Raw genomic sequence first — 25,621 nt, forward strand, 5'->3', positions numbered from 1 at the left:
GTTCCCCGTAGCTGATCCGGGCCGTGGGGAGGCGAGAGTCTCCCCGCGGCCCGTTCCGCGCCGTGCCGAGATGTGCTCCCTGAGTGCCCTGACCTAGGTAATAGATGCTGCACCGAGGTATCAAGTTCGTCCATGCCGCCGTGTTGGCCTTTTCGGCGGTCGTAGCGTTCCTGTTCGTGCGAGGACTGGACGAGGACTGGGTACTGGGTCACTCGGCGCTCGTGTGGGTGTCCGAGTCCGAAGACTCGGCAAGCGGCGCTCAAGTCGCCGATGCGGTGTCCGCGTTCGCCGCAAGACGGGGCGTCACGGTGGCACGGGAAGTGCCGGACCTGCAGGATCCCGACAGGCGCCGGCACCTCTATCTCGCCCCGGGCAGGCCGGGATCCGATGCCGCGTCATGGCCGGGCGAAGGCTACCCGGCGTTCGGACGGGACTACCGTACGGATGTCCACCCGATCGCAGACGTCGGGCAACGGGACCCCAGAGGCATCTACTACATCTTCGGCACCCCCGAGGACGCCAACGCGCTGGTGGCCGAATTCTCCGGCCTCGGCCTGAGCGCCAGCGCCGATCACCCGCTCTCCTTCAGCGCACTGGCGCCCTACTACACGGACACCGCCCTGTACTGGTCCGCCCTCGTGGTCGCCCTCGCCGCCATGACGATGACCGGCGCCGGCGTCTTGCTCAACGCCAAGGCGTACGGGGTCTTGCGGCTCCAGGGCAAATCCTTCACCGACATCCTCGCGCGTGATCTGCGCCAGCTGGCGGTGTTCTGGGCAGCGGCGGCAGGAGGGGTGGCCGCTGCCGCGCTCGCCTTCCTCGGCCTCTACAACGGCCTGGCATGGCTCGGCCTGTTCGCGTCGGTGGCCGCCGTCCTCACCGGTGTGATCGTCCTGCTGATGCTGGCCACCCACACGGCCGCCCTCGCCCTGACGTTCCGGACCGACGTGCTGCACGCCCTCAAGGGCGAACTCCCGGCCCGGGCGGCCTCGGCCAGCGCCTACCTGGTACGCATCCCCGCACTCCTCCTGGCCCTGGCCATCGCCACCGACGTCGTCCTGGCCAGCCAGGACGTAGCGGCCCGCCAGGACAGCCGCATCGCCTACGCCGCGGCCCGCGACGCCACGGCCATCCGTCTCAACGGGAGCCTCGGAAGCGAATCGCCCCGGATGGAAGCGCCGGTGGGCCAGTGGCTGCGCCGATCCGACGCCGAGGGGAAGACCATCATCGCCGGGCGCCGGGATCTCCAGGGAATCGCCCCGACCGCGCACCTGCCCCAGGGCGAGATGCTCATCGTCAACGAGACCTTCCTCGCCAAGCAGCCGTTCCTGGACCCCGCAGGACAGCGCCACACCCCGGCGGCTCAGGGCGGTACGGCCCCGGACGCCCGCAAGGTGCGCCTCATCGTCCCCGAGTCCCTCGGCGCGCACGCGACGACCATCGCCGCCAGGATCCCCGGGATTCTCAGCCCGACCGACCCGAAGCTCATCCGGCCGGACGCGGTGGAGACGCTCCGGGCCAAGAGCGGTCAGTCCGTCTTCGCCTACAGCCTCGGTGACCAGACCTTCAGCGGCGCCCACACCGCCGACCAGGACCGCTCCTTCGTACGCGACCCCGTCCTCGTCGTCGTACCCAACGGGTCCACCTTCCTCACCGACAACGCCTACACGGCGTTCGCCACCCAGGGCGGAGTGGTCTTCACCGACCCGGACGACATCCTGGCCGGCATCGCGGCGAACAAGCTGCAGACCTACGTCACCGCCCTGCGCCCGATCGGACAGAACGCCGCCCTGCAGATGCGGGACGCCGAGATCAATCTCCGGCTGCAGCTCTTCAACCTCATCGTGGCCGTGGCAGTGCTCCTCATCACCGGCGTCGGCGTCTGTATCGTCTACTCGCGCAAAAACGCCCAGGCCATCTTCGTCAAGCACATCAGCGGCTGGACGTTCGCCGCCACCCACCGCTCCGCACTCGCCGTGGAGGGCGTGCTCGTCGTACTCCTCACCGCCTGGGTCCCGTTCAACGTGTGGCAGCAGAACCAGGAACTCGAGCAGTTCACGGCCATGGGCGTACCCGCCCCCCGTCCGCCGGTCACCGTCACCACACTCGACATCGCCCTCACCGCCGGGCTGATCGTCACCGAGGTCGTCGCCGTACTCGTCGCCCTGGCCTTCTTCCACAGCCGCATCGCCAAGGAAGGGGCGACGGAATCGTGAGCCCCGCCTCGACCGCAGCCTTCAGCAGGAGCACCACCATGATTGAGATCGACCACCTGGCGAAGTCGTTCGGCACCCGGCCCCTGTGGACCGACGTGACCTTGACCATCGACCGCGGCGACATGCTCGCACTCGTGGGCCCCAGCGGATCGGGCAAGTCCACCCTCCTCAACTGCCTCGGCCTCCTCGACAAGCCGAGCGCGGGAGCGATCCGTCACGACGGCGAGGACATCACCAAGTTCAACCGGCGGGGGATCCGCGCGTTCCGCCGGAACGTCCTCGGCTACCTCTTCCAGAACTACGCCCTGATCGAGAACGCCACGGTCGCGGCCAACCTGGAGATCGCCGTGAGGCCACAGCGCACGCTCCCGCAGGAACGGCGCGTCACCACAGCCGAAGCCCTTGAGCGCGTCGGCCTCGCCGGGCGCCAGAAGGAGAAGATCCACCACCTCAGCGGTGGGGAGCAACAACGTGTCGCCCTGGCCCGGCTCATCGTCAAGCAGCCGGCCCTGGTCCTCGCGGACGAGCCGACCGGGGCTCTCGACCAGGAGAACACCACCATGGTCGTCGACATCCTCCGCGAGATGAGCGCCGCTGGATGCGCCGTCGTCATCGCCACCCACAACGACTACGTCCGCGACCGGTGCGACAGCACGTTCGCCGTCAACCAGCCCGTTTCCCTCCGGAGCGCGCAGGCGAAGTAGGCCACCGCTCAGCGGGCGTACGAGCCGAGGCCGACCAGGCAGTACACGTACTGGTTGAGGACGGTGGCGCCGCGCGTGTAGCGGTACGAGAACGCGTACTGCGTCTTGGGGTTGGAGTTGCAGCGGTCCATGTCCGAGGTGCCGGGGATGCTCTCGATCACCTTGTAGTGGGCGTCGGACGCCGAGCAGGAGACCTCGTCCACGCCGCTGACGCTCTGCGGCGTCGTCGAGTCCGGCAGCTGCCCGTTGAGGCAGGTGCCCCGGTCGAACGGGCTCGGCTCCGGAGTCGGCTCCGGAGTCGGTTCCGGGGTCGGTTCCGGGGCGGGTTCCGGGCTGTACCGGGTGGGCACGGGGTTCGGGGCGGTGGTGGGTTCGGCCGTCCACGGCGTGGCGGAGGGGGGCGACAACGCGCCGGTCGAGTAGGTCGGGGTCGGGGAGGCGGAGTTCTTGCCGTCGCCGTCGTCCCCGCTGTTCACCGCGATGAAGACGGCGACCACCACGGCGGCGACGAGGAACGCGGCGATGCACCCGCGGCCGTTCGCCGTGGAGGACGGGCCGGACCGCGGCACGCCCGCGCCCGCACCCGCGCCGCCGGTCGCGCCGCCGGTCGCGCTGGCGGCGCCGGTCGCGAATGCGGCTCCCACTCCGGCTCCGGTTCCCGCTGCGGCCCCTGAGACGCGGATGCGCAGCAGTAACTCCTGGTCCCCGACGCGAGCCCGGACGAGATCGCCGTTCCGGCAGGCCGGGATGCGCAGCCGGGCCGGGCCGTTCGCCAGCAGAACGGGGAGGATCACACCGTGGGCGGCCTGCTGAGGGGTGATCGTTATGGGCATTTCCTGCGACGACACCGGCTGCTCCAAAGGGTGAGGGTGGTGCGGAAGCGCGCTGCCTGACGAACCCTCATCGATTGTGTCCCGTGCACCGGTGGTGACGCAGTGATTCCGCTAGGTACGCCGGGCCAGCACCAGCCGCCAGCGGGGAGCGCCCCCGGCCTGCCGCCCGAAGTGATCCAGCGGCACGGTCTCCACGGTGAAGCCGGCCGCCTCCAGGTCGCGGCGGACCCCGCTGAGCGGGAAGGTGCGGTAGTACATGACGAAGGACGGCCGCCACACCGCGTTGCGCACCCGCATCGCCGCGTCGAAGCCCGCCGCCGCCCACCACACCGGGGAGCTCGGCGGGATCGGGGCGCCGATCGGGAAGGCGAACACCCCGCCGGCGCGCAGCGCGCGGTGCACCCCGGAGAAGAGGGCGGGCCGCTCGGCCGGGAGGAAGTGGCCGAAGGCGCCGAAGCTGACCGCCAGGTCGTACGCGTCCCCGAGCGCGGGCGGCAGCGCCCGCGCGTCGGCCCGTACGAAGTCCACGCGCTCGTCCGGGTGGGCCCGTCCGGCCTCGGCCAGCATGCCCGCGCTGAGGTCCACACCGGTTACCCGCCCCCGGCACAGCCTCCGCAGCATCCCGATCGCGGCGCCGGTGCCGCAGCAGACGTCGAGCCCGGCGCCGAAGGTGCCCTCCCGCTGCGCGAGGGTCTCCTCCACGGCGTCGAGCATGCGGTCAGGGGTGCGGAAGGGCGTCCGGTCGAACTTCGGCGCGAGCAGGTCGTAGCCGCGCTCGATCGAGGAGAGGCCCTGCACGGCGAGTTCGCGGACGCTCGGTCCGTGGGAGGAGAACACACCCCCAGCCTATGCCGCGATCCGGAGCCCGGTACGGACCGGACGCAGACGTGCGGCGGTCGCGGTGGCTCCCCCTCCGGGCCACCGCGACCGCCGTTCCCCCGTTGAATCCCCCGTACGTCTTGCGTTCTTGCGTCGTGCCGTGTGCGTGGTGCCGTGTGCGTGTTACGGGCGCGGACCGGACGCGTGGTTGTCCAGCGTCTGGATCTCCTCGGCCGGCGTCGCCGGGCTCGGAGTGGGAACCGGAGTCGGGTCGAGCGGCTTGATCTCGATGCCCGAGGCGTGGTTGTCCAGGGTCTCGACGTCGACGCCCGGGGCGTGGTCGTCGAGCGACTTGCTGTCACCGTCGGCCGGCAGGATGTTCTCGTTCGTCGTCATCGGTTCTCCTGGTGGATGGGTAGGCCCGCTCGGCGATTCCCCCGATGACCGCCGAGCGGGTAGTCCTCCTACCGACCCGGGTGCCCCCCGACGCGCCGGGTCGATGCACCTATCGTGCCGAGCGGCGATAAACGAACGATGAACGCCTCGTTCAACGGGGATCGTCGCAGGTCAGGCCGCGATCTCCGAGGCTAGCAGGGCCTGCACCTCGCCCAGTTCGGTGGACCCCAGCTGCCGGAAGACGGCCTCCGCGTCCCGCCAGCACGCCCGCGCCCGGTCCGTCTGCCCCAGCCGCCGCAGCGCCTTGCCCAGCACCGTCAGCACGGTCGCCCGGCGCCACTCCCCGCCGATGCCGCGCAGCGCGATCGCCTGCTCGGCGTGCGAGGCGGCCAGGGTGGGCCGGCGCGCCGCCAGGTGGGCCACGGCGAGCCGGAAGTGGGTCACGCCCTCCCACAGCGGCTGCCGGTTCTCGTGGAAGAGGGACAGCGCCTCGGTGAGCTGGGCGAGGGCCTCGCCGAGGCGGCCCGCCTGGGTGAGCGCGATGCCCAGTGCGTAGCGGCCGTTGGCCAGGCGCAGGGTCAGGCCCATCCGGTCGTAGATGGCGATGCCCTGCTGGGCGAGGTCTATGGCGCTGGAGAGGCGGCCCAGCTCCACGTGGATGCGGGACAGGTTGCACAGGGCGCTGGCCTCGCCGACGTTGTTGGCGTCGGCTCGGAAGTTCTCGATGGCCTCCAGCAGGTATCGCTCGCCGTCCGCGTGCCGCCCCTCGTAGAGGGCGATGATCCCGCGGTCGTTGGGCGCCCAGCAGCTGGGCAGCGGGTCGCCGGCCTCGCGGGCGAGCGCGGTGGCCTGGCGGGCCTCGTCGTCGGCCGCGGTGAACCGGCCCGCGACCAGGTGGACGTTGGTGAGGGTGGTGCGGGCGCGGCCCTCGGCGTACGGGTCCTTGGCGGCCTGGGCGGCGTCGCGGAGGGCGACGGCGGCCGACTCGTACTGCTTGGAGTTGGCCCCGGACTCGGCGAGGTCCTTGGCCGCCCACAGCAGGTCCACGGCCCGGCGCAGGACCAGCGTCTCGCCGCCCCGCACGGCGGCCTGCCGTACGCACGCCAGCAGTGGGTCGGCCTCGGCGTACAGCCAGTCCAGGGCGGCGCGCGGCTCGGCGAAGACCAGCCCGGGGTAGTGGGAGTCGGAGAGGTGGGCCGGCAGCCGGTCGCCGGGGCGTTCCAGTGCGTACACCCCGGAGGCGGTGGCCAGGTAGAAGTCCAGCAGCCGGTCCAGGGCGGCCTCGCGCCCGCCAGGGGGCTGCTCGTCGCGCTCGGCGCAGGCACGCGCGTAGAGGCGTACGAGGTCGTGGAAGCGGTAGCGGCCGGGGGCGGCGGATTCGAGCAGGGAGCAGTCGACTAAGGCTTCGAGGAGGTCCTCGGTGTCGTACTCGGGCAGGTCGAGGACGGCGGCGGCCGCCGAGAGGGAGATGTCGGGGCCGTCGGCGAGGCCGAGGAGGCGGAAGGCGCGCTGCTGGGCGGGTTCCAGCTGGCCGTAGCCGAGCTCGAAGGTGGCTTTGACGGCGAGGTCGCCGGCCTGGAGCTCGTCGAGGCGGCGCCGCTCGTCGCCCAGCTTGGCGGCGAGGACGGAGACGGTCCAGGTGCGGCGGGCGGCGAGCCGGGAGGCGGCGATGCGGATGGCGAGCGGCAGGAAGCCGCAGGCGCCGACGACGTCGAGGGCGGCCTGGCGTTCGGCGCGCACGCGCTCCTCGCCGACGATCCGGGTGAAGAGCTGGAGGGCCTCCTCGGGGCTCATCACGTCCAGATCGACGAGATGGGCCCCGGCGAGGCCCGCCATGCGGACCCGGCTGGTGACGAGGGCGGCGCAGCCGGCGGTGCCGGGCAGCAGCGGGCGGACCTGGGCGGCGTCGCGGGCGTTGTCGAGCAGGACCAGGACGCGGCGGCCGTCGAGGGTGGAGCGGTAGAGCGCGGCCCGGTCGGCGGGGGAGTCGGGGATGGCGGTGTCGGGAGTGCCGAGGGCGCGCAGGAAGGAGCCGAGGACGGCCTCCGGTTCCGCGGGGCGGGCCTCGGTGCCCTGGAGGTCGACGTAGAGCTGTCCATCGGGGAAGTGCGGGCGGGCGGCGTGGGCGACGTGCACGGCGAGGGTGGTCTTGCCGACGCCGCCGATGCCGGCGAGCGCGGAGACGGCCATGACCTGGTCCTGGGCGCCGCCGGACAGGATGGCGCCGAGCTCGTTGACGAAGCTGGATCGGCCGGTGAAGTCGGGCACGGTCGCGGGCAATTGGGCGGGCCTCACGTGGACGGTCGCGGCGGCCGGGGCCGGGTCTTCCGCGCGGGCGAGATCGGCATCGGCGTTCAGGATGCGCTGCTGGAGCGCGGCCAGTTCGGGGCGCGGGTCGACGCCGAGTTCATCGGCGAGGAGGCGGCGGGTGTCGGCGTAGACGGCGAGGGCCTCGGCCTGCCGGCCGCTGCGGTAGAGGGCGAGCATCAGCAGCTCGCGCAGGCGTTCCTGCAGCGGGTGGGCGGCCGTGAGGGCGGTGAGCTCGGAGACGGCCTCGGCGTGGTGGCCGACCTCCAGGTCGAGGTCGAGGCGGGTCTCCAGCAGCTGGAGGCGCCATTCGGCGAGCCGGGTGCGCTCGGTCTCGGCGTGCGGGCCGGGGACCCCGGCGAGGGGCTCGCCCTCCCAGAGGTCGAGGGCGCGGGCGAGGAGCGTACGGGCGAGGGAGCGGTCGCCGGCGGCCCGGGCGGCGTCGGCGTCGGCGGCGAGGCTGCGGGCGACGCCGAGGTCGAGGGTGGCGGCGGAGCGCAGCCGGATGGCGTACCCGCCGGACTCGGTGACGAGGAGCCCGGGGGCGACGACCTTGCGCAGGCGGGAGGCGTACGTGCGGATGGTGGCGAGGGCCTGCGGCGGCGGGTCCTCTCCCCAGATGGCGTCGATGAGCTCGGGCGCGGTGGCGGTGCGGCCGTCGCGCAGCAGCAGGACGGCGAGCAGGGCGCGCTGCTGGGGAGTGCCGGAGGGCAGGGGCTCGGCGCCGCGCCAGGCGCGGACGGGGCCGAGGACGGCGAAGCGGGACTCGGCCGGGGCGGCGTGGGTGGCGGCCGTGGCGGAGGTGGCGGCCGAGGTGATGGAGGCGGAGGCCGAGGTGATCGGGGCGGAGGTGGCCGCCGGGGCGGAGCCCGGGGTCGGGCTCGGGGCCGGGTGTTTGGACGTGCTGGTGGGCCGGGCTCCCTCGGGATGCTTCCGCGGGTGCGGGATGGCCGGTACGCCGTCCATCTGTCGTCCCCCTGCCTTCCGTTCGGTGTAAGGGTCAGTCTGCCCTGTCTTGCGCGTACACGTCAGCCCGTCCATGGCCGATCACGGACCAACTAGCTGACGGTTCGTCAGATCAGCGCTACCGTATGAGCCATGGAGACCTTCCCGAAGATCATCTCGGTGGACGACCACACGGTTGAGCCCCCCCACGTCTGGCGGGACCGGCTCCCGTCCAAGTACCAGGACACCGGCCCCCGCGTCGTCCGCGCCCCCTTGAAGGAAATGACCTTCCTCGGCGGCAAGTTCGCCCCCGTCATGGGAGCCAAGGGCGACGACGGCCCGATCGGCGACTGGTGGGTGTACGAGGACCTGCACCGGCCGCTCACCCGCCTCGACACGGCCGTCGGGTACGACCGCGACGAGATCAAACTGGAAGTCATCACCTACGAGCAGATGCGCCCGGGGTCCTTCTCGGTTCCCGACCGCCTCGCCGACATGGACGTCAACCACGTCCAGTCCGCCCTGTGCTTCCCGACCTTCCCCCGCTTCTGCGGCCAGACGTTCACCGAGGCCAAGGACCGTGAGCTGGGACTGCTCGGCGTACGGGCCTACAACGACTGGATGGTCGAGGAGTGGTGCGGCCCCGACGCGCGCGGCCGCCTCATCCCCCTCACCCTGATCCCGCTCTGGGACGCCCGCCTGGCCGCCGCGGAGGTCCGCCGCAACGCGGCGCGCGGCGTGCGCGCGGTCGCCTTCTCGGAGATACCCCCGCACCTGGGCCTCCCGTCCGTCCACACGGACGACTGGGACCCCTTCCTGGAGGCGTGCAACGAGACCGGCACGGTCATCGCCATGCACATCGGCTCCTCCTCCCGCATGCCGTCCACGTCCGCGGACGCCCCGCCGGCGGTCGGCTCCACCATCACCTTCGCCAACTGCTGCTTCTCGATGGTCGACTGGCTGATGAGTGGCAAGTTCGAGCGCTTCCCCAACCTGAAGATCATGTACGCGGAGGGCCAGATCGGCTGGATCCCGTACATCCTCGAGCGGGCGAACGTGGTCTGGGAGGAGAACCGGGGCTGGGGCGGAGTCGCGGACAAGGTGCTGCGCCCGCCGTCGGAGCTCTTCGCGGAGCACGTCTTCGGCTGCTTCTTCGACGACGCCTTCGGCCTGAAGAACCTCGACTCGATCGGCGTCGGGAACGTCCTCTACGAGACGGACTACCCCCATTCCGACTCGACCTGGCCCAAGTCCCGCGAGGTCGGCGAGGCGCAGATGGGCCACTTGGCACCGGACGTGGTGGACCGCATCGTCCGCGGCAACGCGATCGACCTGCTGGGGCTCACGGCCGACGGCCTGTGGGCGGGACCGGGGGCGTAACCGCTACGACTGGCCGGCCGCGCGGCCCCGTCCCCCCTCCCGGCCGCGCGGTCACGAGCAGCAGCGCCACGGCCAGGCCCGCCGCCGTGAGCACCGGCAGCAGCACCCGTACGTCCACGAGGGCCACCAGTCCGGCCCCCAGCGCAAGGGCCAGCGCGTTCGGTACGAAGACCAGGGTGTTGGCCGTGGCGGCGGCGCGGCCCAGGACGCCGTTCGGGACCTCGCGCTGCACCGCGGTCAGCGCGGCGACCAGCACGCACGGCAGCCCCGCGCCGATCGCCGCACTGCCCGCCAGGGCCGCCGCGTCGTACGGCAGCGCCCTGGCCCCGACGCCCAGCGCGAACACGGCCGCTCCCGCGGCCGTGAACACCCGCTCCGGCAGCCGCTGCAGGAGCGTGCCCGCCGCGAGGCCGCTCAGGACGGAACCGGCGCCCTGCACCGCGTACAGCACCCCCACGTAGGTGGGCGCGTGCCCCAGCACGCCGCCGGCGACCGCGTAGACCACCGCGCCGTTCAGACCCGCCAGGAACATCACCGCGGCGCCGGCCAGCACCAGGGGCCGCAGCGCGCGTGAGCCCCACAGCTGCCGCCCGCCCTCCAGCAGCCGCGCGGAACCGCGGGGTTCCGTGATCCGCTCCGGCTTCTCCTCGCGGACCCGCAGCAGGGCGAAGATCCCCGCCGCCAGTGCGAACGTCACCGCGTCGAGCAGCGCCACCGACGCCCCGCCGTAGCGGACGAACAGGCCCGCGCCAAGCAGCGGCGCGAGCAGCTTCACGCCCTCGTTCGCCGTCATCCGCAGCCCGTTGAAGTCCCCGAGCAGCCGGCCGTCGAGGGCCTGCGGCACCAGCGCCGCCTCCGCCGCCTCGTGGAGGGTGCCGCAGACCCCGTACACCAGCAGGACGGCGAACAGCAGCCACACCCGGTCCGCCGAATCGAGCAGGAGCAGTACGGGCAGCACCGCGGCCATCACGAGGCCGGCGCCGACCAGCACCGGCCGCCGCGGCAGCCGGTCGGCGAGCGCCCCCAGCACCGGCCCGGCCAGCACGGGCGCCCACAGGGCGAACACCGTCAGCGCCGCGAGGGCGTCCGACCCGGTCAGCTTCTTCACCCAGATCCCGGCCACCAGCCACATCGAGGTCGTGCCGAACCCGGAGACCACCACCCCGGCGAGATACAGCCCCGCATTGCGGTCCCGCAGCACCCGCCCCGTTCCCCCACCGCTCATCGGACCAGCGTGCGTCTGAGGAGGGGGCGCCGGGATCGGGCAACCGCCCTATTTCCCGTACCTCGTCCGGGGAGTGGCTCTCCCCCGCACGGGGGAGGGCGGGGTCGTGCCGCCGCGCGATCCGCGGAGGGTGCCCGTTCGGAGAGGCTGGGGTCAGGCGGGGAAAGCCTGGACCGCCCCACCGAACCGAGCACTCCGGGGGACCTCATGGAGACCGTGACCACCAGCTCTGGCGCCACCGCGACGAAGACCTCGCCGCTCGCCCGGCGGCGCACCTGGCCCGGCTACACGGCCGCCGTCGCCGCCCTCGGATACGCGGCCCCGCCCTTCTGGTGGGGCGCCGGGGTGGCGGCCATGTTCCCCGGCGACTTCGCCTCTGCCCCGAGGGACAATGCGGAGGCTGCGATCGGCTATTGGGTGATGGGTGCGGTCGCGGTCTTCGGCGCGGTCCTCTCCCTCGCCCTGGTCGGCTCGTGGGGCCGGCGCATCCCGGCCGCCCTGACCGCCGTACCGGCGGGGGCTCGCCGCGATCGGAATGACCCTGTGGGGCTTCACGTACTTCGCGATGCAGTACCTGCTCGCCACCGGCCGGGTGGTCTCCGCCCCGGCCTTCGCCGCCAAGGACGCCCATCCCCAAGCCGCCTGGGGGCTCTTCTGGTACACCCTCTTCCTCCTCTGGGGGATCACGCTCGGCATCGCGGCGCGGCAGCGCCTGCGCGCGGGGCGTCGCTGACGGTCCGGGTTGAGGTTGACTCCTGAACATGGGCCCACGGCGATTGTCGTCGCATATGAGGGGGTCGAATCTTTGCCGTCTTCTTGGTACTTGACCGAGGCGTGTCGATCTGATCGATGTCACTCGCTTCCGCTAGTCTGCATAAGCATGCGCCGCCGCACCCCAATTCAGAGCGCCATTAGAAGCGCACTCGAACAGGCGAATACTGTTGAGCCCTATCCGGTGCATGTCGGATGGGAAAAGATCGCCCAGGAAGTGTATGGGCGGCAGTACGTCAGTCAAGGTGATGTCCGGAACATTCAACGGGTTGCCGAACGAATGCGGGACGTTGACATCAGCTACTTCCAGGGCGGTAGACGTCGTGCGGGTGCGTGTCTGACCCCGACTCCTGCGCAGGGGTGGATCAAGTGGCGCATTTGGCGGGCTGTCCCGGCCGCGAGATTCCTTATTGAGGCATCAGAGTATCGGCCGCCCACGCCCGAGGATGTCCTCAGGGTCTTTCTTGAAGGCTGCAGTGAAGAGGTTTTGAAAACCGATCTGCTTGTGCAGATCGTCTCCCTGGTCAACAAGCACTGCGGTACTTCTTTCGACCCCTCGGAGGTTGCCTGGTGGAGAGTTGGCCTGGAACAACAGAGGCGCCGTGACCGGCAGGCGCTGTACGCCAGGTTCCATCGAGCCGTTGGTGAATTCGCTGCCGAGAAGGATCGGCGTGAGATCGAAGCTCGGCAGGTCGATTTCGGGCCCGTGCGGATCGATCCTCTGACGGTGACGCACTGCCCTTGCTGTCACCAAAGGGTGGCCCCGGGATTCCTTCCAGCGCAGCGTCCTAGCCCTCCTGCCGCTGCGGTGGCCAGACGGTGATCGATGAGGACGACTGATCGCCGGGTCAGGTCGTGTCTGGGCGCCTCTGCTGCTACGGTCTTCCGTTCTCCGAGGAGGTCGTGATGACTGCTTCCCTGCCTGGCGCTGCCCGTGTGGATCTGCGCCGTCAGCCGGTGGAAGACGTGCTGAAGCGCGTGGAAGAGGCCCTGCATGTGCAACTGGATCGGCAGGAGCTGGTACGCAAGCGCCGTTCCTTGGGCGGCCGTACGGAGCGGGGAACGTGGGTGCGTATCGAGCGGCGGGGATTCGAGCGGATCGGCCCGCAGGGCTGGAACGGGACAGAGGCCGCCGCCGTGCTGCAAGGGGTCGCGATGCCCGAGTGGTACCAGGGTGTGGCGTGGCGGGAGCCGGGCGAGCCGGCGATGTGGCGCGCGGATGAGCTGGAGCTCATTGCGTCGCCGTCCATCGCCAAGGGCGCCCTGGTGCTCGAAGAACCGGCCCTGCCGCATGCGTGGTGGAAGGCGCTGAATGCTTCGCTGGACGCGCTTGCCGCACAGCGGACGCCGCGGATTGCGACGCCGGACACGATGACGATCACGCAGGAGCAGGTGAGCCGGACCCTCGGGGAGGTCTTCCCTGGCGTCACCGATACCCGGATCGAGCGGTGGGTGCCGGCTCATGCGGATCTGACCTGGGCCAACGTGATGGGACCGGAGTTCTTCATCATCGATTGGGAGGACTGGGGCATGGCGCCCCGGGGCCTGGACGCTGCAACGCTGTGGGGCAATGCGCTTGCCGTTCCGGCACTCGCGGCCCGCGTCCAGCAGGAGCGGCGTGCGGACTTGGAGAGCCGGGACGGCAAGCTGATGTCGCTGTTCTTCCTGGCGAAGATCGTCGGACCCCACGCTTATGAGGAGGATCCGCTGCTGGCGCCGGCGCGAAAGGAGGCCGAGCGGCTGGTGGCTGAGATCAGCTCTGACGGTGTGAGTGGAGGGCGCGGAGGTACTCGCTGACAGCGGCAGTGTCCACCCCGGCGCTCAGGGTCTGGACCAGCTCAGCCAGGTGGCCGGAGTTGTCGGTGCCGACCGCCACCGCAGTGGCACTGGGCAGGTGGAACGCGGTCCGGAACGCCGCCTGTACGCGAGACAGGTCCCCGTGATGGGGTCGCAGGAACGGTCGAGGGTCGAACCCCTCCCACACCTTCCCGCGGCCGCCACCGAAGGGGCTCATGCCCCAGGTCTCGCCCATCCTCCAGACGTCGCGTAGGACGGCCGTGGCATCGAGGAGGTCGATCCCTACGAGGAACCCGGCTCGGACCATCAAGACATCCGGAGATGGCAGGTCGTCCACCCGGACCATGCCGAGCGGCCGGGGGTCCCAGGAGGCCACTCCCCAGGCCCGGCACAGGCCGTCGCGGGCGGCGTCGGCAAGGGCGGTGCAGGCGCTGCCCAGGAGAGCTCGGCTATCAGCCGGGGACAGGCCCGTGAGACTCCGTTCGGGGTTGTGGAGGAGCACGGTGTCAGGTTCTCCGCCGAGCTCCCGGGTGGCCTTCTCGACGGCCAGACGCAGCCGGCCCGGATCGAGGGAGTGCTCGGTACCTCCGGCGCTCTGGAAGAAGCCAACCTTCGTGGAGAGGGTGAACTTCGGCAGCAGATCGGCTGCCGTCTCGGCAAGTACCGCGTGCGAGCGGAAGCCGAGGTAGGGAGCCGCGGTGTCCAGGGCGGTGACGCCAAGATCGAGCGCGGCCGTCAGGATGTCGCGGTGGTGACGAGACCGGTGTAGGCCGAGGACAAGGCGGGGGTCAGCTCCGTGCACAGTTCCTCCTTCAGCAGGATCTCGGTGAGCTGTTCCACGTCCACGCCGGTCTTCTGGGCGACGTCAGCGATGTCGACGGGGTGGCCGCTCAACAGCAGGGCGAGAGCGGGGTACGCCTTGCCGGTGAACGTGAGCTTCTTGCCCGCTGCGAGGACATCCACGATGTCGCCGTGCTCCTCGATCACGGGCTCGAAGTCGGTGACGCACACGACGGCCGCGGGCTTGCCGAACAGGCCGGTGGCCGGGACGTGTCGGGCAGCCAGGCGTTCCCGTTCGCGGGCCTCGAGGAAGTCCTGCGGGGTCAGCTTCATAGCCATCTCTGCGACGGCGTCGGCCAGGAGCCGCTGCTGCCCGTCCCACTGGCCGGGCGAGGCCCAACGGTCCAGGTCGTACCGGAACAGCTCCTGCGTGCGGGCTCGGTCGGCGAGCCAGGCCAGCCAGTTCACTCCGACGCGCTTCACGATGCCGAAGGTGGCGTGCAGGCTGTAGCCCTCGCCCTGGTCGTCGCGAGTGGCCTGGTGCCAGAAGCCGCGCGGGATGTGCATGACGTCGCCGGGTTCCATGACGCCCTGCCACACGATTTCCTCGCTGGGCTCGGAGTTGGGGGCGGAGTCCCGGTACATCGGCGCCTTGCGTGAGGCGCCGCGGACGTCCCAGCTCTTGCGGCCGGCGAGCTGGACGATCACGACGTCATGGTCGTCCCAGTGGAGCTTGAAGCCGCTGGCATCCTGGGTGGTCAGGTAGGCATTCACCTGTACCAGCTCGCGTGCCCACCACTGGAGCGCGCGGCAGGTGGCCTCCATGGCCGGGTCGAAGAAGTCGACCTCGTCCAGGACCATGGTGCAGCCCTCGCGCATCAGCGCGCCGACGCGGTGCATGTCGGCCATGGGGATGGCCTGTCCCCGCCGGGTGACGGAGGAGTGGACGTATCGGCCGGGGTGCAGTTCGGCCCCGGCCTGGAAGATGCGGAACTGGGGCGTGGTGACGCTGCGGCGCATCACCAGGTCCAGCAGCTTCATGGGGTTGAGCAGACGATCGAGTAGACCGAGATCCTCGATCGTTCCCCGGGCGAAAGCGGCTCCGAGCTCACCGGGGCCGTCCCAGCTGAGGGCCTTTTCCATCGCGGTGACGAAGTGGTGGTCCACGTGTTCCTCCGGTCTACGTCCTGGTGTGAGGGCCGGGGGCCCGCCGTGGATGCCGAGCCCCCGGTTGGTGCTGTGGCGAGCTGGTGTGGCTACTCCTGTGGGAGCTTCAGGCCGTCGCGGTTCTCGCCGTCGTCGCCCGCAGAGGTGCCGGTGGGGTCGGATTCCGACGCCTCGACGGTGAAGCGGTTCTGGACCTTGATCAGGCTCTCGACGCCGATCAGAAGGTCTTCCTTCTGCGCTGCCATGTGTGTCTCCGTTTCCTGGAATTGCAGGGCCAACGGATGCTGGCCCAGCCCTGATGGGGCGTGCCTCACCAGCCCTCTTGTTTCCGGGCCGGTGAGGAGACGGGGGTGGCACGAGGCCACGGATCGAGCGAAGCGGGATTCGTGTCGGAAGCCGGTTGCCGGTCAGCGGGCGGGATCAGCAGCGATGGCCAGGGTGACCAGCAGGACGATGACGACAGCGGCGTAGAGGAGCACGGCGAGCTGCTGGCGCCAGCCCCACGGCGGTCGACCACGTACTCGGGAATCCCGCTCTAGGGGCCTTCGCCGTCGGAAAGGAGTCACTACGCGGCCCCCGGAGCGATGGATGCTGGCCGAATGCCATGGGCCGACGACGACGTACCGTCACAGCGGGGGCACTCGCACGGGGGGTAGCGGCCGGGGTTGAAGAGGATGTCGTACGGGTCGCTTTCCAGGACCCGCGTGCTCGGCGACCACGTCCGGCCCGAGTCCCGCGATACCCGGATGCTCATCAGGACGCGGGTTTCTACGCCCAGGCCAGGGGATTTCGCTAGAGTCGTTCGCTCTGTGTCGGGAGTACCCGCCGAATCGTTCAAGGCGGTCATCCTCGGTCGCTTCGCCATGTCCCAAAGCATCGCGATCAGGACGACGGGCCAGAAAGGCCCAGCGGATTACCCAACTTGGTTAATATCACAGTCGGTTGAGACCTTGAAGCGATCCGTAGTCTTCCTCCGGAGCGTGCCCGATGCCCGAATCACGTCGAACGAAGGAACTACCGGCAAGTCTGCTCATCGATCCCGAGATGACCGACGCGTGCCACGTACGCGACTTCGCGCGGATCTTCCGCCTGGTCAAGACTCGGGCAGGCATGTACCCGTCGATGATCGCGCGCCTGTGTGAGCTGACGCCGAGCCGGGTCGGTGAGGTAATCGCGGGCCAGCGGCAGCTCCTCCACATGGACGTGATCGAGCGGATTGCCGACGGCTTGCGCATCCCAGGACACATGCTCGGGCTTGCCCGACGACAGTGGGAAACGTCGGCGGCGCTCGTGGTGTCCGAGCAGGAGCCATTGGAGTTCGTTCACTTGCCCGTTGAGCCCAGGCCGCTTGCGGCCTTACCCGGGGTGGAGGTGGACAGCATCCTCGCCATGGCTGCCGGGACCAATCCGAGCCTCCACTCTCCAGGCGCTCCGATCCTCGATCGAGGACTACTGGCGACGCGATGACGAACACGGAGGGGAGGCCCTTCGACCGGCCGTCATCGGCCAGCTTCGATACGTCGAAGGACTGCTGAAGGATCAGCGGCCAACACCGATACAGAACGGCCTGTACGGCGTCGCGGCGGAGCTGGCGCGGCTGACGGGCTGGACGTACTTCGATGCTCGGCAGTACCACCAAGCTCGCGCCTACTTCTCGGAAGCTTTGCAACTGGCCAGGGAGATTGACGACCATCCCTTCATGGCCAACGTGCTGGCCTGCATGAGCCTGCAAGCGACCTACCAGGACAAGCCGGCGGACGCGCTTGCCCTGGTGTCTGCTGCCCAGGACCAGGCCCGTGCCGCCAGCGGGACGACGCCGAGGGTGCGGGCGATGCTGGCCATGCGCGAAGCCTTCGCCCACGCCACCTTGAGGGACCGTAGGGAGACACATACCGCGATCTCCGAGGCTCACAGTCAGTTCGAGCACATCCACGAGGGCGATCCGGACCCGGCATGGGTGACGTACTTCGATGAGCCGAAGCTCATCGTGGACACGGGAATTGCGCACGGCCGCCTCGGCGAGGCGGCGATTGCCGAACCGCTGATCGCGGATGCATTGGAGCGGGAGGACCCCGCGAACCAGCGGGGCCGGGCGTTCCACGCCTTCTGGCTGGCCCGTACGCAGCTCCAGCGGGGCAAGCTCGACCAGGCTTGCCACACGGCGATGGAGGCGCTTGTGCCCGCCGCAGCGGTGTCGTCCGAGCGGGTGGCCGGGCACCTTCGCGAGTTCTATGAGCAGCTTGCGCCGTATCGCGAGGTGCCGGCCGCGGTTGCCTTCGAGGCACGTCTACGGGGAATGCTTCGCCCGCCGGGTCAGCGAACCCCTTCGTCCATCAGGACGTAGAGGAGCCCGACAAGGGAGCCGCTGCTGACGATCTCGCGGCGGTCGATCATGCCCCGGATATTCGCCAGGGGAATCCACTCGATCCGGTCCGACTCATTCTTCTCGGTCGGCGGGCCGTCGTACGTGGCGCCGTCGGCGCGGAACAGGTGGTGCTGGGAGTCCGTGATGCCGTTCGCCGGTTCGGCGTAGACCAGCGGCTTCATCGGGCCCGGACGCCAGCCGGTCTCTTCGAGGACTTCACGGGCGGCAGCCTCGCCGGGGGTCTCGTCCGCCTCCACCAGGCCCATAGGCAGTTCCCAGGCCCACGCGTCCGTGATGAAGCGGTGGCGCCACATCATCAGGACCTCTTGACGGTCGTTGACGACAGCAGCCACAGCCAGGTGGCGGAGCTTGACGACGTGGTGTTCCCAGCGGTGCCCGTCTGGCGTCTCGACGTCGGTGAGCCACAAGTTCACCCATGGGTTCTCGTAGATCGGACGTTCCCCGTGGATCTTCCACTGCATCGCTGCGGCCCCTCTCGATCGGCTTCCAGCATGGCAGAGCGAGGCTGAACTACAGCCAGGTTCAGGCAAATTCACGTCACAGTGACGAATACGGACTCCCTGCAGCTCTGCCCCCAAGGGATCGGCCAGGTCGCGACGGTGGTGGATGTGAAGACAGGCCGCCCGCGGTGATCCGGGGCGGCCTGTCGGGTCGGTGCGGGGCGGGCTACTTCGGGGTGACCCACACCTGGCGCTTGTTCGTGTTCGCCGTGTAGAGCTGGACCACGGTGCCGTTGGCGGTCGCGCCGCCGGTCGCGTCGAGGACCTTGCCGGACGCCACGTGGACGATCTGGCCCTTGGCGTTGACGGACCAGCGCTGGGCCGCCGTGCCGTTGCAGTCGTGGAGACTGATCTTGTTGCCGTTGGTGCTCGCGTTGCGCGCGTCGTCCAGGCACTTGCCGAAGGCGCGGAACGTGCCGTCCTTGCCCAGGATCCACGACTGCGCGGCGGAGCCGTTGCACGCGTAGAGCTGGATCTGCGTCCCGTTCGCCGCCTTGCCGCCCTTGACGTCCAGGCACTTGGAACCGATCCCGGTCACCCGGCCCTGCGGGGACAGCGCGGCGCCGGCGCCGGCCGCGAGGCGGCGCAGGCCCTGGACGTCGAACTGCTGGACGTAGTTGCCCGCCCGCTTGTCCTGGTACGCGTACGTGGGCGAGCACATGACCGGGAACTGGCCCGAGTCGGTGCCCTTCACGCAGTCGCTCTTGTTCAGGCTGCGGTTGGCGTGCGTCAGGCCCAGCGTGTGCCCGAGCTCGTGGCTGACGTGGTTGCGCATGTACGTCTCGCCCATGGCGGCGGTCGGCTTGCCGGCCGGCGTGAAGAACTCGTCGTCTATGTACGCGTGGCCGCTGGTCACGGTCTCGGCCACGGACGAGGTGGTGAAGCCGCAGCTGAGGTTGGCGGTGCCCGAGCCGTCGCGGACCACCTTCCAGCCCGTGCTGCCCATGCTGCCCTCACCGGCGGGGGGCACGCACGGGCGGTGCGCGACGCCGACGATCACCTCGCCCTTGGGGCGGACGTAGTCCCAGCCGACCGGAGTGGTGTCGACGGTGACCGGCAGGTTCGTGATGCGGCGCAGGTCCGCGGCGGAGGCCTGCGCGTACGGGGCCAGCCAGTCGGCGGACTTCTGGTCGTAGAACTTGATCGTGTAGCCGGTCTGCAGCCACTTGGTGGCGCCGCTCAGCTTCCACCCTTCGCCCGACGGCGGTGCGGGAGCGGCCGCCGCGGCCGCTGCGCCCGACGCGGCCGACCTCGGGGCGGCCTTCGGCGCCTCCGCGCCGAGCGACATGACGCCGTCCTTGAAGACGGTGCCGTCGGAGCCGTGGGTGGCGGAGTCCTCCGCGTGGGAGTCGGGGGAGTCGAGGGAGTCGATGGAGTGGGAATCCGGTGCCCCGGCCGTGGGCGGTGCCGTCTCGCCGGTGTCCTCGGTGCCGAACGCGGTGGAGGAGAGCTGCAGACTTCCCACGATCGCCACCGCGGCCGCCGCGGCCACCATGGATATCCGGTGCTTGCCTGTCAATCGCAAGTGTTCGTCGCCCTCTCATCAGGTATCGGAGCGATGATTAGATCAAGCAGCCAAATGCCCGTGCAAACGGCGCAGTTGGTGGTACGGCTAGCATCGGGGCATGCCCCGACTCCAGCCCCTGCGCTTCGACCACGCTCCGGCCCTGTTCGAGTTCGAGCGGGAGAACCGGGAGTACTTCGCGGCATCCGTTCCCGACCGCGGCGATCAGTACTTCGCCCAGTTCGACGAGCGGCACCGGGCGCTGATGGCCGAGCAGGACGCGGGGCTGTGCCACTTCCACGTCCTGGTGGAGGACGGCGGCGAGGTGGTGGGGCGGGTCAACCTCGTCGACGTGGCGCAGGGTTCGGCCGAGCTCGGTTACCGGATCGCCGAGAAGGCCGCCGGGCGGGGCCTGGCCACGGCGGCCGTGCGCGAGGCGTGTGGCCTCGCGGTCACGGAGTACGGCCTGACCGCGCTGCGGGCGGTCACGACGCTCGACAACCCCGGTTCCCGGGCCGTACTGGCCCGCACGGGCTTCGTGCCCACGGGCGGAATCCAGCTCGACGGCCGCCCCGGCCTGCGCTTTCTGTGCGACCTGCGCACGCCCGCCTGACCGCCCCGCCCTTGCACCCGCCCCTTGCACCCGGCCCTGCCCCCAAGGCATGCTTCGCCAGGGCAAATCGGAAGGATCATCATGCCGGTGGACAAGCGGACCGTCGTGACGGCGGTGCTGTGTGCGGTGGCGGCTCTGGGGGCTTCCGCCGCGGTGGCCGAGCTTGTGCCGCCGCCCGAGGGGGCCGCGCCCGTGCGCGCGAAGGCCGGGCCGACGGCGTCGCCGACGGCCACATCGCGATCGCAAGCGGCGAAGCCCCAGCTTTCGACCCCGCCCGGAACCACCCTGCCGCCTGCCGTCACGCCCCCGCCCGGTGGTCCCGCGGCCTTCACCGGGGCCCTGTTCACGGACGGCCTGGACAGTGATCACTTCTGTACGGCCACCGTGGTGCACAGCCCCGGCCGGAACATGATCATCACTGCCGGACACTGTCTGCTCGAGGGCGACCAGGGCGACGGAACCGCCGTCTTCGCACCTGCGTACGCGAACGGCATGGCCCCGTACGGCACCTGGAAGATCGAGGAGGTCTTCGAGGACGACCGCTGGGCCGAGGGTACGGACGACGACTACGACCTCGCCTTCGCCCGCCTCGCCCCCGACGCCAAGGGCCGCACCATCGAGGACGTGACCGGCGCGGCCGTGCTCGACACCAGCGGGCGCGCGGGCGAGGAGGTCACGGTCACCGGCTATCCCGCCGACCGCAAGATCCCCCGTACCTGCACGGCGGTCGCCGTCCGCGAGAGCCCGACCCAACAGCGCTTCGACTGCGCCGACTTCCCCGGCGGTACGAGCGGCAGCGCGTGGATCGCCCGCGACGGCAAGGTCATCGGCATCCTCACGGGCGGCGACACCGACGACGTGTCGACCAGCACGGTCCTCGGCGAATACGCGGCCTCGCTGTACGGGAAGGCCACGGCCAAGGCCCCGGCCGCCCGCTAGGACGAAGGCGGAGGAGACGACCACGCAGCCCGGATCGTGCCCCTCACCGGGCTGCTTCCGGAGAGCTACATCTGGGCCGACCACCAGCTCGACACCGAGCACACCGCGCACGCCGGGCCGGCCGGTACCGGCTGACGCCGCCGGTCAGGCCAGCAGGCCCAGGTGGACCGGTTCCGCCGGGGCGTTCGCCAGGAGGTCCGGGAGGCGCGGGGGCCACAGGGGTTCGCCCAGGGTGGCCAGGCGGTCCGCGGGGAGCCACTGCCAGTGGATTCCCGGAGCCTCCAGCACCGGTTCGCGGTGAGGTCCGCGGGCGAGGTAGATGTGCTCGTGCTGGCGGACCGGGATGCCCTGGTGGGTGAAGTCGTGCTCCCAGGTGCACAGCAGCCGTTCCGGCTCCAGGTCCGTCCAGCCGGTCTCCTCGCGCAGCTCGCGCCGCACGCACTCCTCGGGGCTCTCGCCGGGATCGATGCCGCCGCCGGGCGGCAGCCAGTGGATGCCGACCTCCACGTTGTCCTCGCGGAAGAGGAACACCGATCCGGCCGGGGACAGGATGACAACGCGCGCCGCGTGACGTGGAGTTCGCCTCATCGACTCAGGGTACGTCGGTGATCGGCTCCGGGGGACGGGCTCGGCCTCACCGTCTTTCGCCCGCTCCTCCGCCACCCGTCCCCCGGGCCGTGGCTCCCCACCGGCCCCCCACCCGGCCCCGCTCGCCCTACGCCGCCGCCAGCGCCAGCGTCGGCGACAGGCGGGCCGCCCGCACCGCGGGGTAGAGGCCGGCCAGGGTGCCGATCGCCAGGGTGGAGGCGAAGCCGCCGGTCACCGCCCAGAGCGGGACCACCCAGGGCAGGTCGCCGGCGCGGGCGTAGACCGCCGTGGCCGCGCCGCCGAGGACGATGCCGGCCAGCCCGCCGAGGCCGGACAGCAGCAGGGACTCCGTCACGAACTGGATCCGGATCTGCCCCTTCGTCCCGCCCAGGGACCGGCGCAGGCCGATCTCGTGGCGCCGCTCCAGCACCGAGATGATCATGGTGTTGGCGACGCCGACCCCGCCCACCAGCAGGGCGATCCCGCCCAGTCCCAGCAGCAGCGTGCTGAACGCGCCCTCCGTGGCCGCCTTCGCCTGCAGCGCCGCCGAGGGGTCGGTGACCGCGACCGCGCTCGGCGTCTGCGGGTTGGCCGTCTGGGCGATGAGCTTCCTGACCGCCGCCACCCGGTCGTCCGCCGACCGTTCGTACACGGCCGTCGGATGGCCGTCGAAGCCCAGCAGCCGCTCGGCCGCGTCCCAGCCGATCAGCGCGGAGCGCTCGATCTCGGGGGCCAGCGGGATCGGCTTCAGGATGCCGATCACCGTGAAGTACCGGCCGCCGATGAAGACCTGCTGGCCCGGTCCGGTGATGCCGAGGCGGCGCGCGGAGACGTGCCCGAGCACCACCGAGGGGTAGCGGCCGGTGGCCCCGTTGGGCCAGGTGCCGTCGGCCATCCCTGCGCGCAGGGTGCCCAGCAGGTCGTCCTTGGCCGCCTTGAGCACGACCCCGCCCGTCTCCTCCTTCGGGATGTTCTCCGAGCGGCGTACGGACTCGGCCACGTCACCGGTGGTGCCCACCGACTCGACCCCCGCGATCCGGGAGACCATGCCGGGGGCGTCCTTGGGCAGCTTGGTGTCCTGGCCGCTGAACATCCCCTTGCCGGGCGTCGCGACCAGCATGTTCGTGCCGAGCGCGTCGAGTTCGCGCAGCAGCTTGGCCTGGCTGGAGGAGGAGATCCCGACCACCGCGATCATCGTCGCGATGCCGATGGCGATGCCGAGCGCGGACAGGAACACCCGCATCGGCCGCGAGCGCAGGCCCGCCGATCCGACGTGCAGGACGTCCCGCGGGGAGAGCCTCGGCGGGGTCAGCTTCCGGGCCCGCCTGCCCCTGCCGGCGCCGACGCCGGTACCTGCACCCGTCTCCGCGCCCGTACGTGTCCTCGTACGGCCCCTCACGCCACCACCCCCGCCCGGCTCCGTACGTCCGCCACGATCTCCCCGTCGCGGATCCGCACCTGCCGCGGCAGGCTCGCCGCGATCTCGCTGTCGTGGGTGATCACGGCGATGGTGGCCCCGTCCCGGTTCAGCTCGTGCAGCAGCTCCATCACCGATTCCCCGGACGCCGTGTCCAGCGCGCCCGTGGGCTCGTCGGCCAGCAGCAGGTCCGGTGCGCCCGCCACCGCCCGGGCGATGGCGACGCGCTGCTTCTGCCCGCCGGACAGCTCGTGCGGCCGGTGGTCCATCCGGTCCCCGAGGCCGACCCGCTCCAGGGCCTGCGCCGCCCGGCGGCCGCGCTCGGCGCGCGAGAGGCCGCTGTAGAGCAGCCCTTCGGCGACGTTGGCCCGGGCGCTGATGCCCGGCACCAGGTGGAAGGACTGGAAGACGAAGCCGACGTGCCGGGACCGCAGCGCCGACAGCGAACGGTCCGAGAGGGCCGCGATGTCGTGCCCGGCGATCCGTACGCCGCCCGCCGTCGGGCGGTCCAGGGTGCCGACGATGTGCAGCAGGGTGGACTTGCCGGAGCCCGACGGGCCGACGATGGCGAGGAGTTCGCCGGCGGTGACGGTGAGGTCGACCGCGCGCAGGGCGGTGACCCCGCCGGGGTACTCCTTGGTGACCCCGGTCAGCTCCACCACTGTCTCCAGGTGCGTCACAGCGTCGGGATCCCCACCTGCATGCCCTCCTCGAGGGCGCCGCCGGTCACCTCGACCCGGCCGTTGCCGAACATGCCCAGCTCGACCTGGACCTCGCGGGCCCGGCCGTCCTCCACGACCTGGACGCCGAAGCCGCCGCCCGCGAGGGCGAGCAGTGCGTTGACCGGTACGGAGAGCACGCCCTTGCGGGTCTCGCCGGTGAGGCCGACGGTCACCGGGGACTGGTCGGGGGCGTTGACCTCGGCGGGCTTGTCGAAGGTGACGGACACCTCGACCTTGGCCTTCTGATCGCCGCCACCCCCACCCCCACCGCCACCGCCACCGCCCGCGCCGCCGTTCTTGTCGTCCGGAGCGGCCGTCCCGCCCACGGAGTCGATCTTCCCGGTGGCGGTGACACCCCCGGGCAGCCGTACGGTCACCGGGTCGCCGGCCTTCGCCGCTCCCGCCTTGGCCGCATCGATCTGGAAGCGGACGATCCGCTCGGTGCCCGTCACCGTCAGCACCGGCTTGCCGGGCCCCGGCTCGTCACCGACCGCCGAGTCGCTCTTGCGCACCCGCTGCGGCCCCGACGCGAAGGCGATGTCCTCCTTGCCGACCTCGCCCGTCTCCGCCGCCTTGTGCGCCTTCTGCCACCGCTTGACCGCCGTCGCCGTGCCCGCCGTGAAGACGCCGTCCTCCGGGTCGAGCCCGGTCCCGTACCCCAGCGCCTGCAGGTTCCGCTTGAGCTGCTTGACGTCCTCGCCCTTGTCGCCGCTCTTCAGCGGCCGGTACATCGGCGTGGACCCGTACATGAGCCGCACCGCCCTGCCGTTGACCTCGTACAGCTTCCCGTCCCGCTCGACCGCCGAGCCCTCGGCGGCGACCCACGTCAGCACGCCCGGCCCGCCCGCGTTCAGCTTGCGCTCCTGCGCGTAGCCGAGGGTGCCCTCCACCTGCAGGCCCGAGCTGAGGTCGCCGCGCTGCACCGGCGCCGTGGCCGGCGGCAGGCCGCCGGCCTCGCGCTGTTCCTGCCCGCCGGCGCCGCGCTGCGGATGGGCGATCACGGCGTAGCCGCCGCCCGAGACGGCAAGGACGGCGGCCAGTGACCCCAGCAGCCACTTGACGCGCTTCCTCATCGGGCCGTTTCGCACTTCTTCTGGGCGTCCTCGAAGGCCTTCTCCTGACCCTTGGGGATCTCGGTGGCGCTCTTCATGCCGCCGTTGTACTCAGGGTCCTTGAGGGCGACCCCGTTCTCGCGCATGCACCGGATCCACTTGAGCTCCTGGTCCTTCTCCTCCTGGGTGGGCTCCTTGCCCGACCCCGGGCCGCCCATCCCGCAGGCCTTCATGGCCTCCTGCATCTTCTGCGGGTCGGCGCCCCCGCCGAGCGTCATCCCGCGCGGGTCCTGGCCGGGCTCGGGGTCGGGCACGTCTATGCCGTGGTCGCGCAGGCACTGGCGCATCTTCACGGCCCGGTCGGCGTCCGCGCCGGCGCCGCTGCCGTTCCCGCCGCCACCGCCTCCGGAGGCGTCGTTCTTCCCCGGCGACGAGTCGTTCGCGCAGGCGGTGGCGAACAGGGTCAGCCCGGTGACGACCGCGGCCGTGGTCATGATCAGGGATCGCTTCATGGGCCCGAGCCTGCGGTGAAAGGGCCTTTCGCTTCCCTCTCGCACCCT

Annotated in this window: 25 protein-coding genes; 9 read left to right on the forward strand and 16 right to left on the reverse strand. The window is 71.0% G+C overall.

Annotated features, from left to right (window positions below; all coding sequences use genetic code 11):
- Positions 1-308: 308 nt before the first annotated feature.
- Together RIU97_RS23310 and RIU97_RS23315 are read left to right on the forward strand one after the other, a co-directional pair.
- Entirely contained in the window at positions 309-2,216 is a 1,908-nt protein-coding gene (locus RIU97_RS23310; protein WP_404959524.1) for a hypothetical protein, read from the forward strand.
- Between the two features lie 38 nt (positions 2,217-2,254).
- Entirely contained in the window at positions 2,255-2,920 is a 666-nt protein-coding gene (locus RIU97_RS23315; RefSeq protein WP_404959525.1) for an ABC transporter ATP-binding protein, read from the forward strand.
- A gap of 8 nt (positions 2,921-2,928) precedes the next feature.
- On the opposite strand, the gene RIU97_RS23320 is transcribed toward RIU97_RS23315, so the two are convergent.
- From RIU97_RS23320 to RIU97_RS23335, 4 genes are all read right to left on the reverse strand, one after another.
- Positions 2,929-3,768, reverse strand: coding sequence for a hypothetical protein (locus tag RIU97_RS23320; RefSeq protein ID WP_404959526.1), 840 nt, complete (start codon positions 3,766-3,768; stop codon positions 2,929-2,931).
- Between the two features lie 96 nt (positions 3,769-3,864).
- Positions 3,865-4,590: a methyltransferase domain-containing protein gene (locus RIU97_RS23325; RefSeq protein WP_404959527.1), complete on the reverse strand. Its 726-nt coding sequence runs from the start codon at positions 4,588-4,590 to the stop codon at positions 3,865-3,867.
- A gap of 165 nt (positions 4,591-4,755) precedes the next feature.
- Positions 4,756-4,968: a hypothetical protein gene (locus RIU97_RS23330; RefSeq protein WP_404959528.1), complete on the reverse strand. Its 213-nt coding sequence runs from the start codon at positions 4,966-4,968 to the stop codon at positions 4,756-4,758.
- A 171-nt stretch (positions 4,969-5,139) separates the two neighbouring features.
- Positions 5,140-8,241, reverse strand: coding sequence for a BTAD domain-containing putative transcriptional regulator (locus RIU97_RS23335; RefSeq protein WP_404959529.1), 3,102 nt, complete (start codon positions 8,239-8,241; stop codon positions 5,140-5,142).
- Between the two features lie 132 nt (positions 8,242-8,373).
- Here RIU97_RS23335 and RIU97_RS23340 point away from each other — a divergent pair, with 132 nt between their 5' ends.
- Complete coding sequence (locus RIU97_RS23340) at positions 8,374-9,600, forward strand: amidohydrolase family protein (RefSeq protein WP_404959530.1); 1,227 nt, start codon at positions 8,374-8,376, stop codon at positions 9,598-9,600.
- Here the strand turns inward: RIU97_RS23340 and RIU97_RS23345 are convergent.
- The gene (locus tag RIU97_RS23345; RefSeq protein ID WP_404959531.1) at positions 9,563-10,825 is read right to left on the reverse strand and encodes an MFS transporter; all 1,263 of its coding nucleotides are present in this window, start codon (positions 10,823-10,825) and stop codon (positions 9,563-9,565) included. The two genes, RIU97_RS23340 and RIU97_RS23345, sit on opposite strands and share 38 nt — an antisense overlap.
- Before the next feature lie 535 nt (positions 10,826-11,360).
- On the opposite strand from RIU97_RS23345, the gene RIU97_RS23350 reads away from it, so the two are divergent.
- Positions 11,361-11,558 carry a hypothetical protein gene (locus RIU97_RS23350; RefSeq protein WP_404959532.1) on the forward strand — a complete coding sequence of 66 codons (198 nt, stop codon included), beginning with the start codon at positions 11,361-11,363 and terminating at the stop codon, positions 11,556-11,558.
- A gap of 456 nt (positions 11,559-12,014) precedes the next feature.
- On the opposite strand, the gene RIU97_RS23355 is transcribed toward RIU97_RS23350, so the two are convergent.
- Entirely contained in the window at positions 12,015-12,332 is a 318-nt protein-coding gene (locus RIU97_RS23355; RefSeq protein WP_404959533.1) for a hypothetical protein, read from the reverse strand.
- A 170-nt stretch (positions 12,333-12,502) separates the two neighbouring features.
- On the opposite strand from RIU97_RS23355, the gene RIU97_RS23360 reads away from it, so the two are divergent.
- Positions 12,503-13,393 carry a hypothetical protein gene (locus RIU97_RS23360; RefSeq protein ID WP_404959534.1) on the forward strand — a complete coding sequence of 297 codons (891 nt, stop codon included), beginning with the start codon at positions 12,503-12,505 and terminating at the stop codon, positions 13,391-13,393.
- On the opposite strand, the gene RIU97_RS23365 is transcribed toward RIU97_RS23360, so the two are convergent.
- The 3 genes from RIU97_RS23365 to RIU97_RS23375 all read right to left on the reverse strand — a co-directional run bounded on the left by RIU97_RS23365 (position 13,350) and on the right by RIU97_RS23375 (position 15,585).
- Entirely contained in the window at positions 13,350-14,195 is an 846-nt protein-coding gene (locus tag RIU97_RS23365; protein WP_404959535.1) for an aldo/keto reductase, read from the reverse strand. The two genes, RIU97_RS23360 and RIU97_RS23365, sit on opposite strands and share 44 nt — an antisense overlap.
- Positions 14,129-15,340, reverse strand: a complete 1,212-nt coding sequence (locus RIU97_RS23370) for a JmjC domain-containing protein (protein WP_404959536.1) — start codon at positions 15,338-15,340, stop codon at positions 14,129-14,131. The genes RIU97_RS23365 and RIU97_RS23370 overlap by 67 nt, the downstream gene beginning before the upstream one ends.
- Before the next feature lie 89 nt (positions 15,341-15,429).
- Positions 15,430-15,585 carry a hypothetical protein gene (locus tag RIU97_RS23375; RefSeq protein ID WP_404959537.1) on the reverse strand — a complete coding sequence of 52 codons (156 nt, stop codon included), beginning with the start codon at positions 15,583-15,585 and terminating at the stop codon, positions 15,430-15,432.
- Between the two features lie 742 nt (positions 15,586-16,327).
- Between RIU97_RS23375 and RIU97_RS23380 the strand changes: the two genes are divergently transcribed.
- The gene (locus RIU97_RS23380) at positions 16,328-16,807 is read left to right on the forward strand and encodes a helix-turn-helix domain-containing protein (protein ID WP_404959538.1); all 480 of its coding nucleotides are present in this window, start codon (positions 16,328-16,330) and stop codon (positions 16,805-16,807) included.
- Positions 16,808-17,039: 232 nt separating this feature from the next.
- A complete protein-coding gene (locus RIU97_RS23385) occupies positions 17,040-17,684 on the forward strand; it encodes a hypothetical protein (protein ID WP_404959539.1) in 645 nt (214 codons plus the stop codon).
- Here the strand turns inward: RIU97_RS23385 and RIU97_RS23390 are convergent.
- Together RIU97_RS23390 and RIU97_RS23395 are read right to left on the reverse strand one after the other, a co-directional pair.
- A complete protein-coding gene (locus RIU97_RS23390; protein WP_404959540.1) occupies positions 17,654-18,187 on the reverse strand; it encodes an NUDIX hydrolase in 534 nt (177 codons plus the stop codon). The genes RIU97_RS23385 and RIU97_RS23390 overlap by 31 nt on opposite strands.
- Before the next feature lie 205 nt (positions 18,188-18,392).
- A complete protein-coding gene (locus RIU97_RS23395; RefSeq protein WP_404959541.1) occupies positions 18,393-19,745 on the reverse strand; it encodes a ricin-type beta-trefoil lectin domain protein in 1,353 nt (450 codons plus the stop codon).
- 106 nt (positions 19,746-19,851) lie between these two features.
- Between RIU97_RS23395 and RIU97_RS23400 the strand changes: the two genes are divergently transcribed.
- Together RIU97_RS23400 and RIU97_RS23405 are read left to right on the forward strand one after the other, a co-directional pair.
- Positions 19,852-20,343 carry a GNAT family N-acetyltransferase gene (locus RIU97_RS23400; RefSeq protein WP_404959542.1) on the forward strand — a complete coding sequence of 164 codons (492 nt, stop codon included), beginning with the start codon at positions 19,852-19,854 and terminating at the stop codon, positions 20,341-20,343.
- A gap of 81 nt (positions 20,344-20,424) precedes the next feature.
- On the forward strand, positions 20,425-21,282 hold the full coding sequence (locus tag RIU97_RS23405; RefSeq protein ID WP_404959543.1) for a trypsin-like serine protease: 858 nt from the start codon (positions 20,425-20,427) through the stop codon (positions 21,280-21,282).
- A 144-nt stretch (positions 21,283-21,426) separates the two neighbouring features.
- Here RIU97_RS23405 and RIU97_RS23410 read toward each other — a convergent pair whose 3' ends face one another.
- The 5 genes from RIU97_RS23410 to RIU97_RS23430 all read right to left on the reverse strand — a co-directional run bounded on the left by RIU97_RS23410 (position 21,427) and on the right by RIU97_RS23430 (position 25,573).
- Positions 21,427-21,870, reverse strand: a complete 444-nt coding sequence (locus RIU97_RS23410; protein ID WP_383571251.1) for an NUDIX hydrolase — start codon at positions 21,868-21,870, stop codon at positions 21,427-21,429.
- Between the two features lie 127 nt (positions 21,871-21,997).
- Positions 21,998-23,182, reverse strand: a complete 1,185-nt coding sequence (locus RIU97_RS23415; RefSeq protein ID WP_404962910.1) for an ABC transporter permease — start codon at positions 23,180-23,182, stop codon at positions 21,998-22,000.
- Positions 23,183-23,265: 83 nt separating this feature from the next.
- Positions 23,266-23,958 (reverse strand): ABC transporter ATP-binding protein, encoded by a 693-nt coding sequence (locus RIU97_RS23420; RefSeq protein WP_404962911.1) that lies wholly within the window; start codon positions 23,956-23,958, stop codon positions 23,266-23,268.
- A 5-nt stretch (positions 23,959-23,963) separates the two neighbouring features.
- A complete protein-coding gene (locus tag RIU97_RS23425) occupies positions 23,964-25,082 on the reverse strand; it encodes a peptidoglycan-binding protein (RefSeq protein WP_404959544.1) in 1,119 nt (372 codons plus the stop codon).
- Positions 25,079-25,573: a hypothetical protein gene (locus RIU97_RS23430; protein WP_404959545.1), complete on the reverse strand. Its 495-nt coding sequence runs from the start codon at positions 25,571-25,573 to the stop codon at positions 25,079-25,081. The genes RIU97_RS23425 and RIU97_RS23430 overlap by 4 nt, the downstream gene beginning before the upstream one ends.
- Positions 25,574-25,621: the final 48 nt, after the last annotated feature.

Source organism: Streptomyces sp. 147326 (genome assembly GCF_045000215.1).
Taxonomy (GTDB): Bacteria; Actinomycetota; Actinomycetes; order Streptomycetales; family Streptomycetaceae; genus Streptomyces.

Coding starts and splice junctions, on each gene's coding strand:
- RIU97_RS23360 (WP_404959534.1), top strand. CDS start 12,503: ATGACTGCTTCCCTGCCTGGCGCTGCCCGTGTGGATCTGCGCCGTCAG.
- RIU97_RS23345 (WP_404959531.1), bottom strand. CDS start 10,825: ATGAGCGGTGGGGGAACGGGGCGGGTGCTGCGGGACCGCAATGCGGGG.
- RIU97_RS23425 (WP_404959544.1), bottom strand. CDS start 25,082: ATGAGGAAGCGCGTCAAGTGGCTGCTGGGGTCACTGGCCGCCGTCCTT.
- RIU97_RS23410 (WP_383571251.1), bottom strand. CDS start 21,870: ATGAGGCGAACTCCACGTCACGCGGCGCGCGTTGTCATCCTGTCCCCG.
- RIU97_RS23390 (WP_404959540.1), bottom strand. CDS start 18,187: ATGCAGTGGAAGATCCACGGGGAACGTCCGATCTACGAGAACCCATGG.
- RIU97_RS23405 (WP_404959543.1), top strand. CDS start 20,425: ATGCCGGTGGACAAGCGGACCGTCGTGACGGCGGTGCTGTGTGCGGTG.
- RIU97_RS23340 (WP_404959530.1), top strand. CDS start 8,374: ATGGAGACCTTCCCGAAGATCATCTCGGTGGACGACCACACGGTTGAG.
- RIU97_RS23330 (WP_404959528.1), bottom strand. CDS start 4,968: ATGACGACGAACGAGAACATCCTGCCGGCCGACGGTGACAGCAAGTCG.
- RIU97_RS23350 (WP_404959532.1), top strand. CDS start 11,361: ATGACCCTGTGGGGCTTCACGTACTTCGCGATGCAGTACCTGCTCGCC.
- RIU97_RS23380 (WP_404959538.1), top strand. CDS start 16,328: ATGCCCGAATCACGTCGAACGAAGGAACTACCGGCAAGTCTGCTCATC.
- RIU97_RS23430 (WP_404959545.1), bottom strand. CDS start 25,573: ATGAAGCGATCCCTGATCATGACCACGGCCGCGGTCGTCACCGGGCTG.
- RIU97_RS23335 (WP_404959529.1), bottom strand. CDS start 8,241: ATGGACGGCGTACCGGCCATCCCGCACCCGCGGAAGCATCCCGAGGGA.
- RIU97_RS23375 (WP_404959537.1), bottom strand. CDS start 15,585: ATGGCAGCGCAGAAGGAAGACCTTCTGATCGGCGTCGAGAGCCTGATC.
- RIU97_RS23385 (WP_404959539.1), top strand. CDS start 17,040: ATGGCCAACGTGCTGGCCTGCATGAGCCTGCAAGCGACCTACCAGGAC.
- RIU97_RS23315 (WP_404959525.1), top strand. CDS start 2,255: ATGATTGAGATCGACCACCTGGCGAAGTCGTTCGGCACCCGGCCCCTG.
- RIU97_RS23400 (WP_404959542.1), top strand. CDS start 19,852: ATGCCCCGACTCCAGCCCCTGCGCTTCGACCACGCTCCGGCCCTGTTC.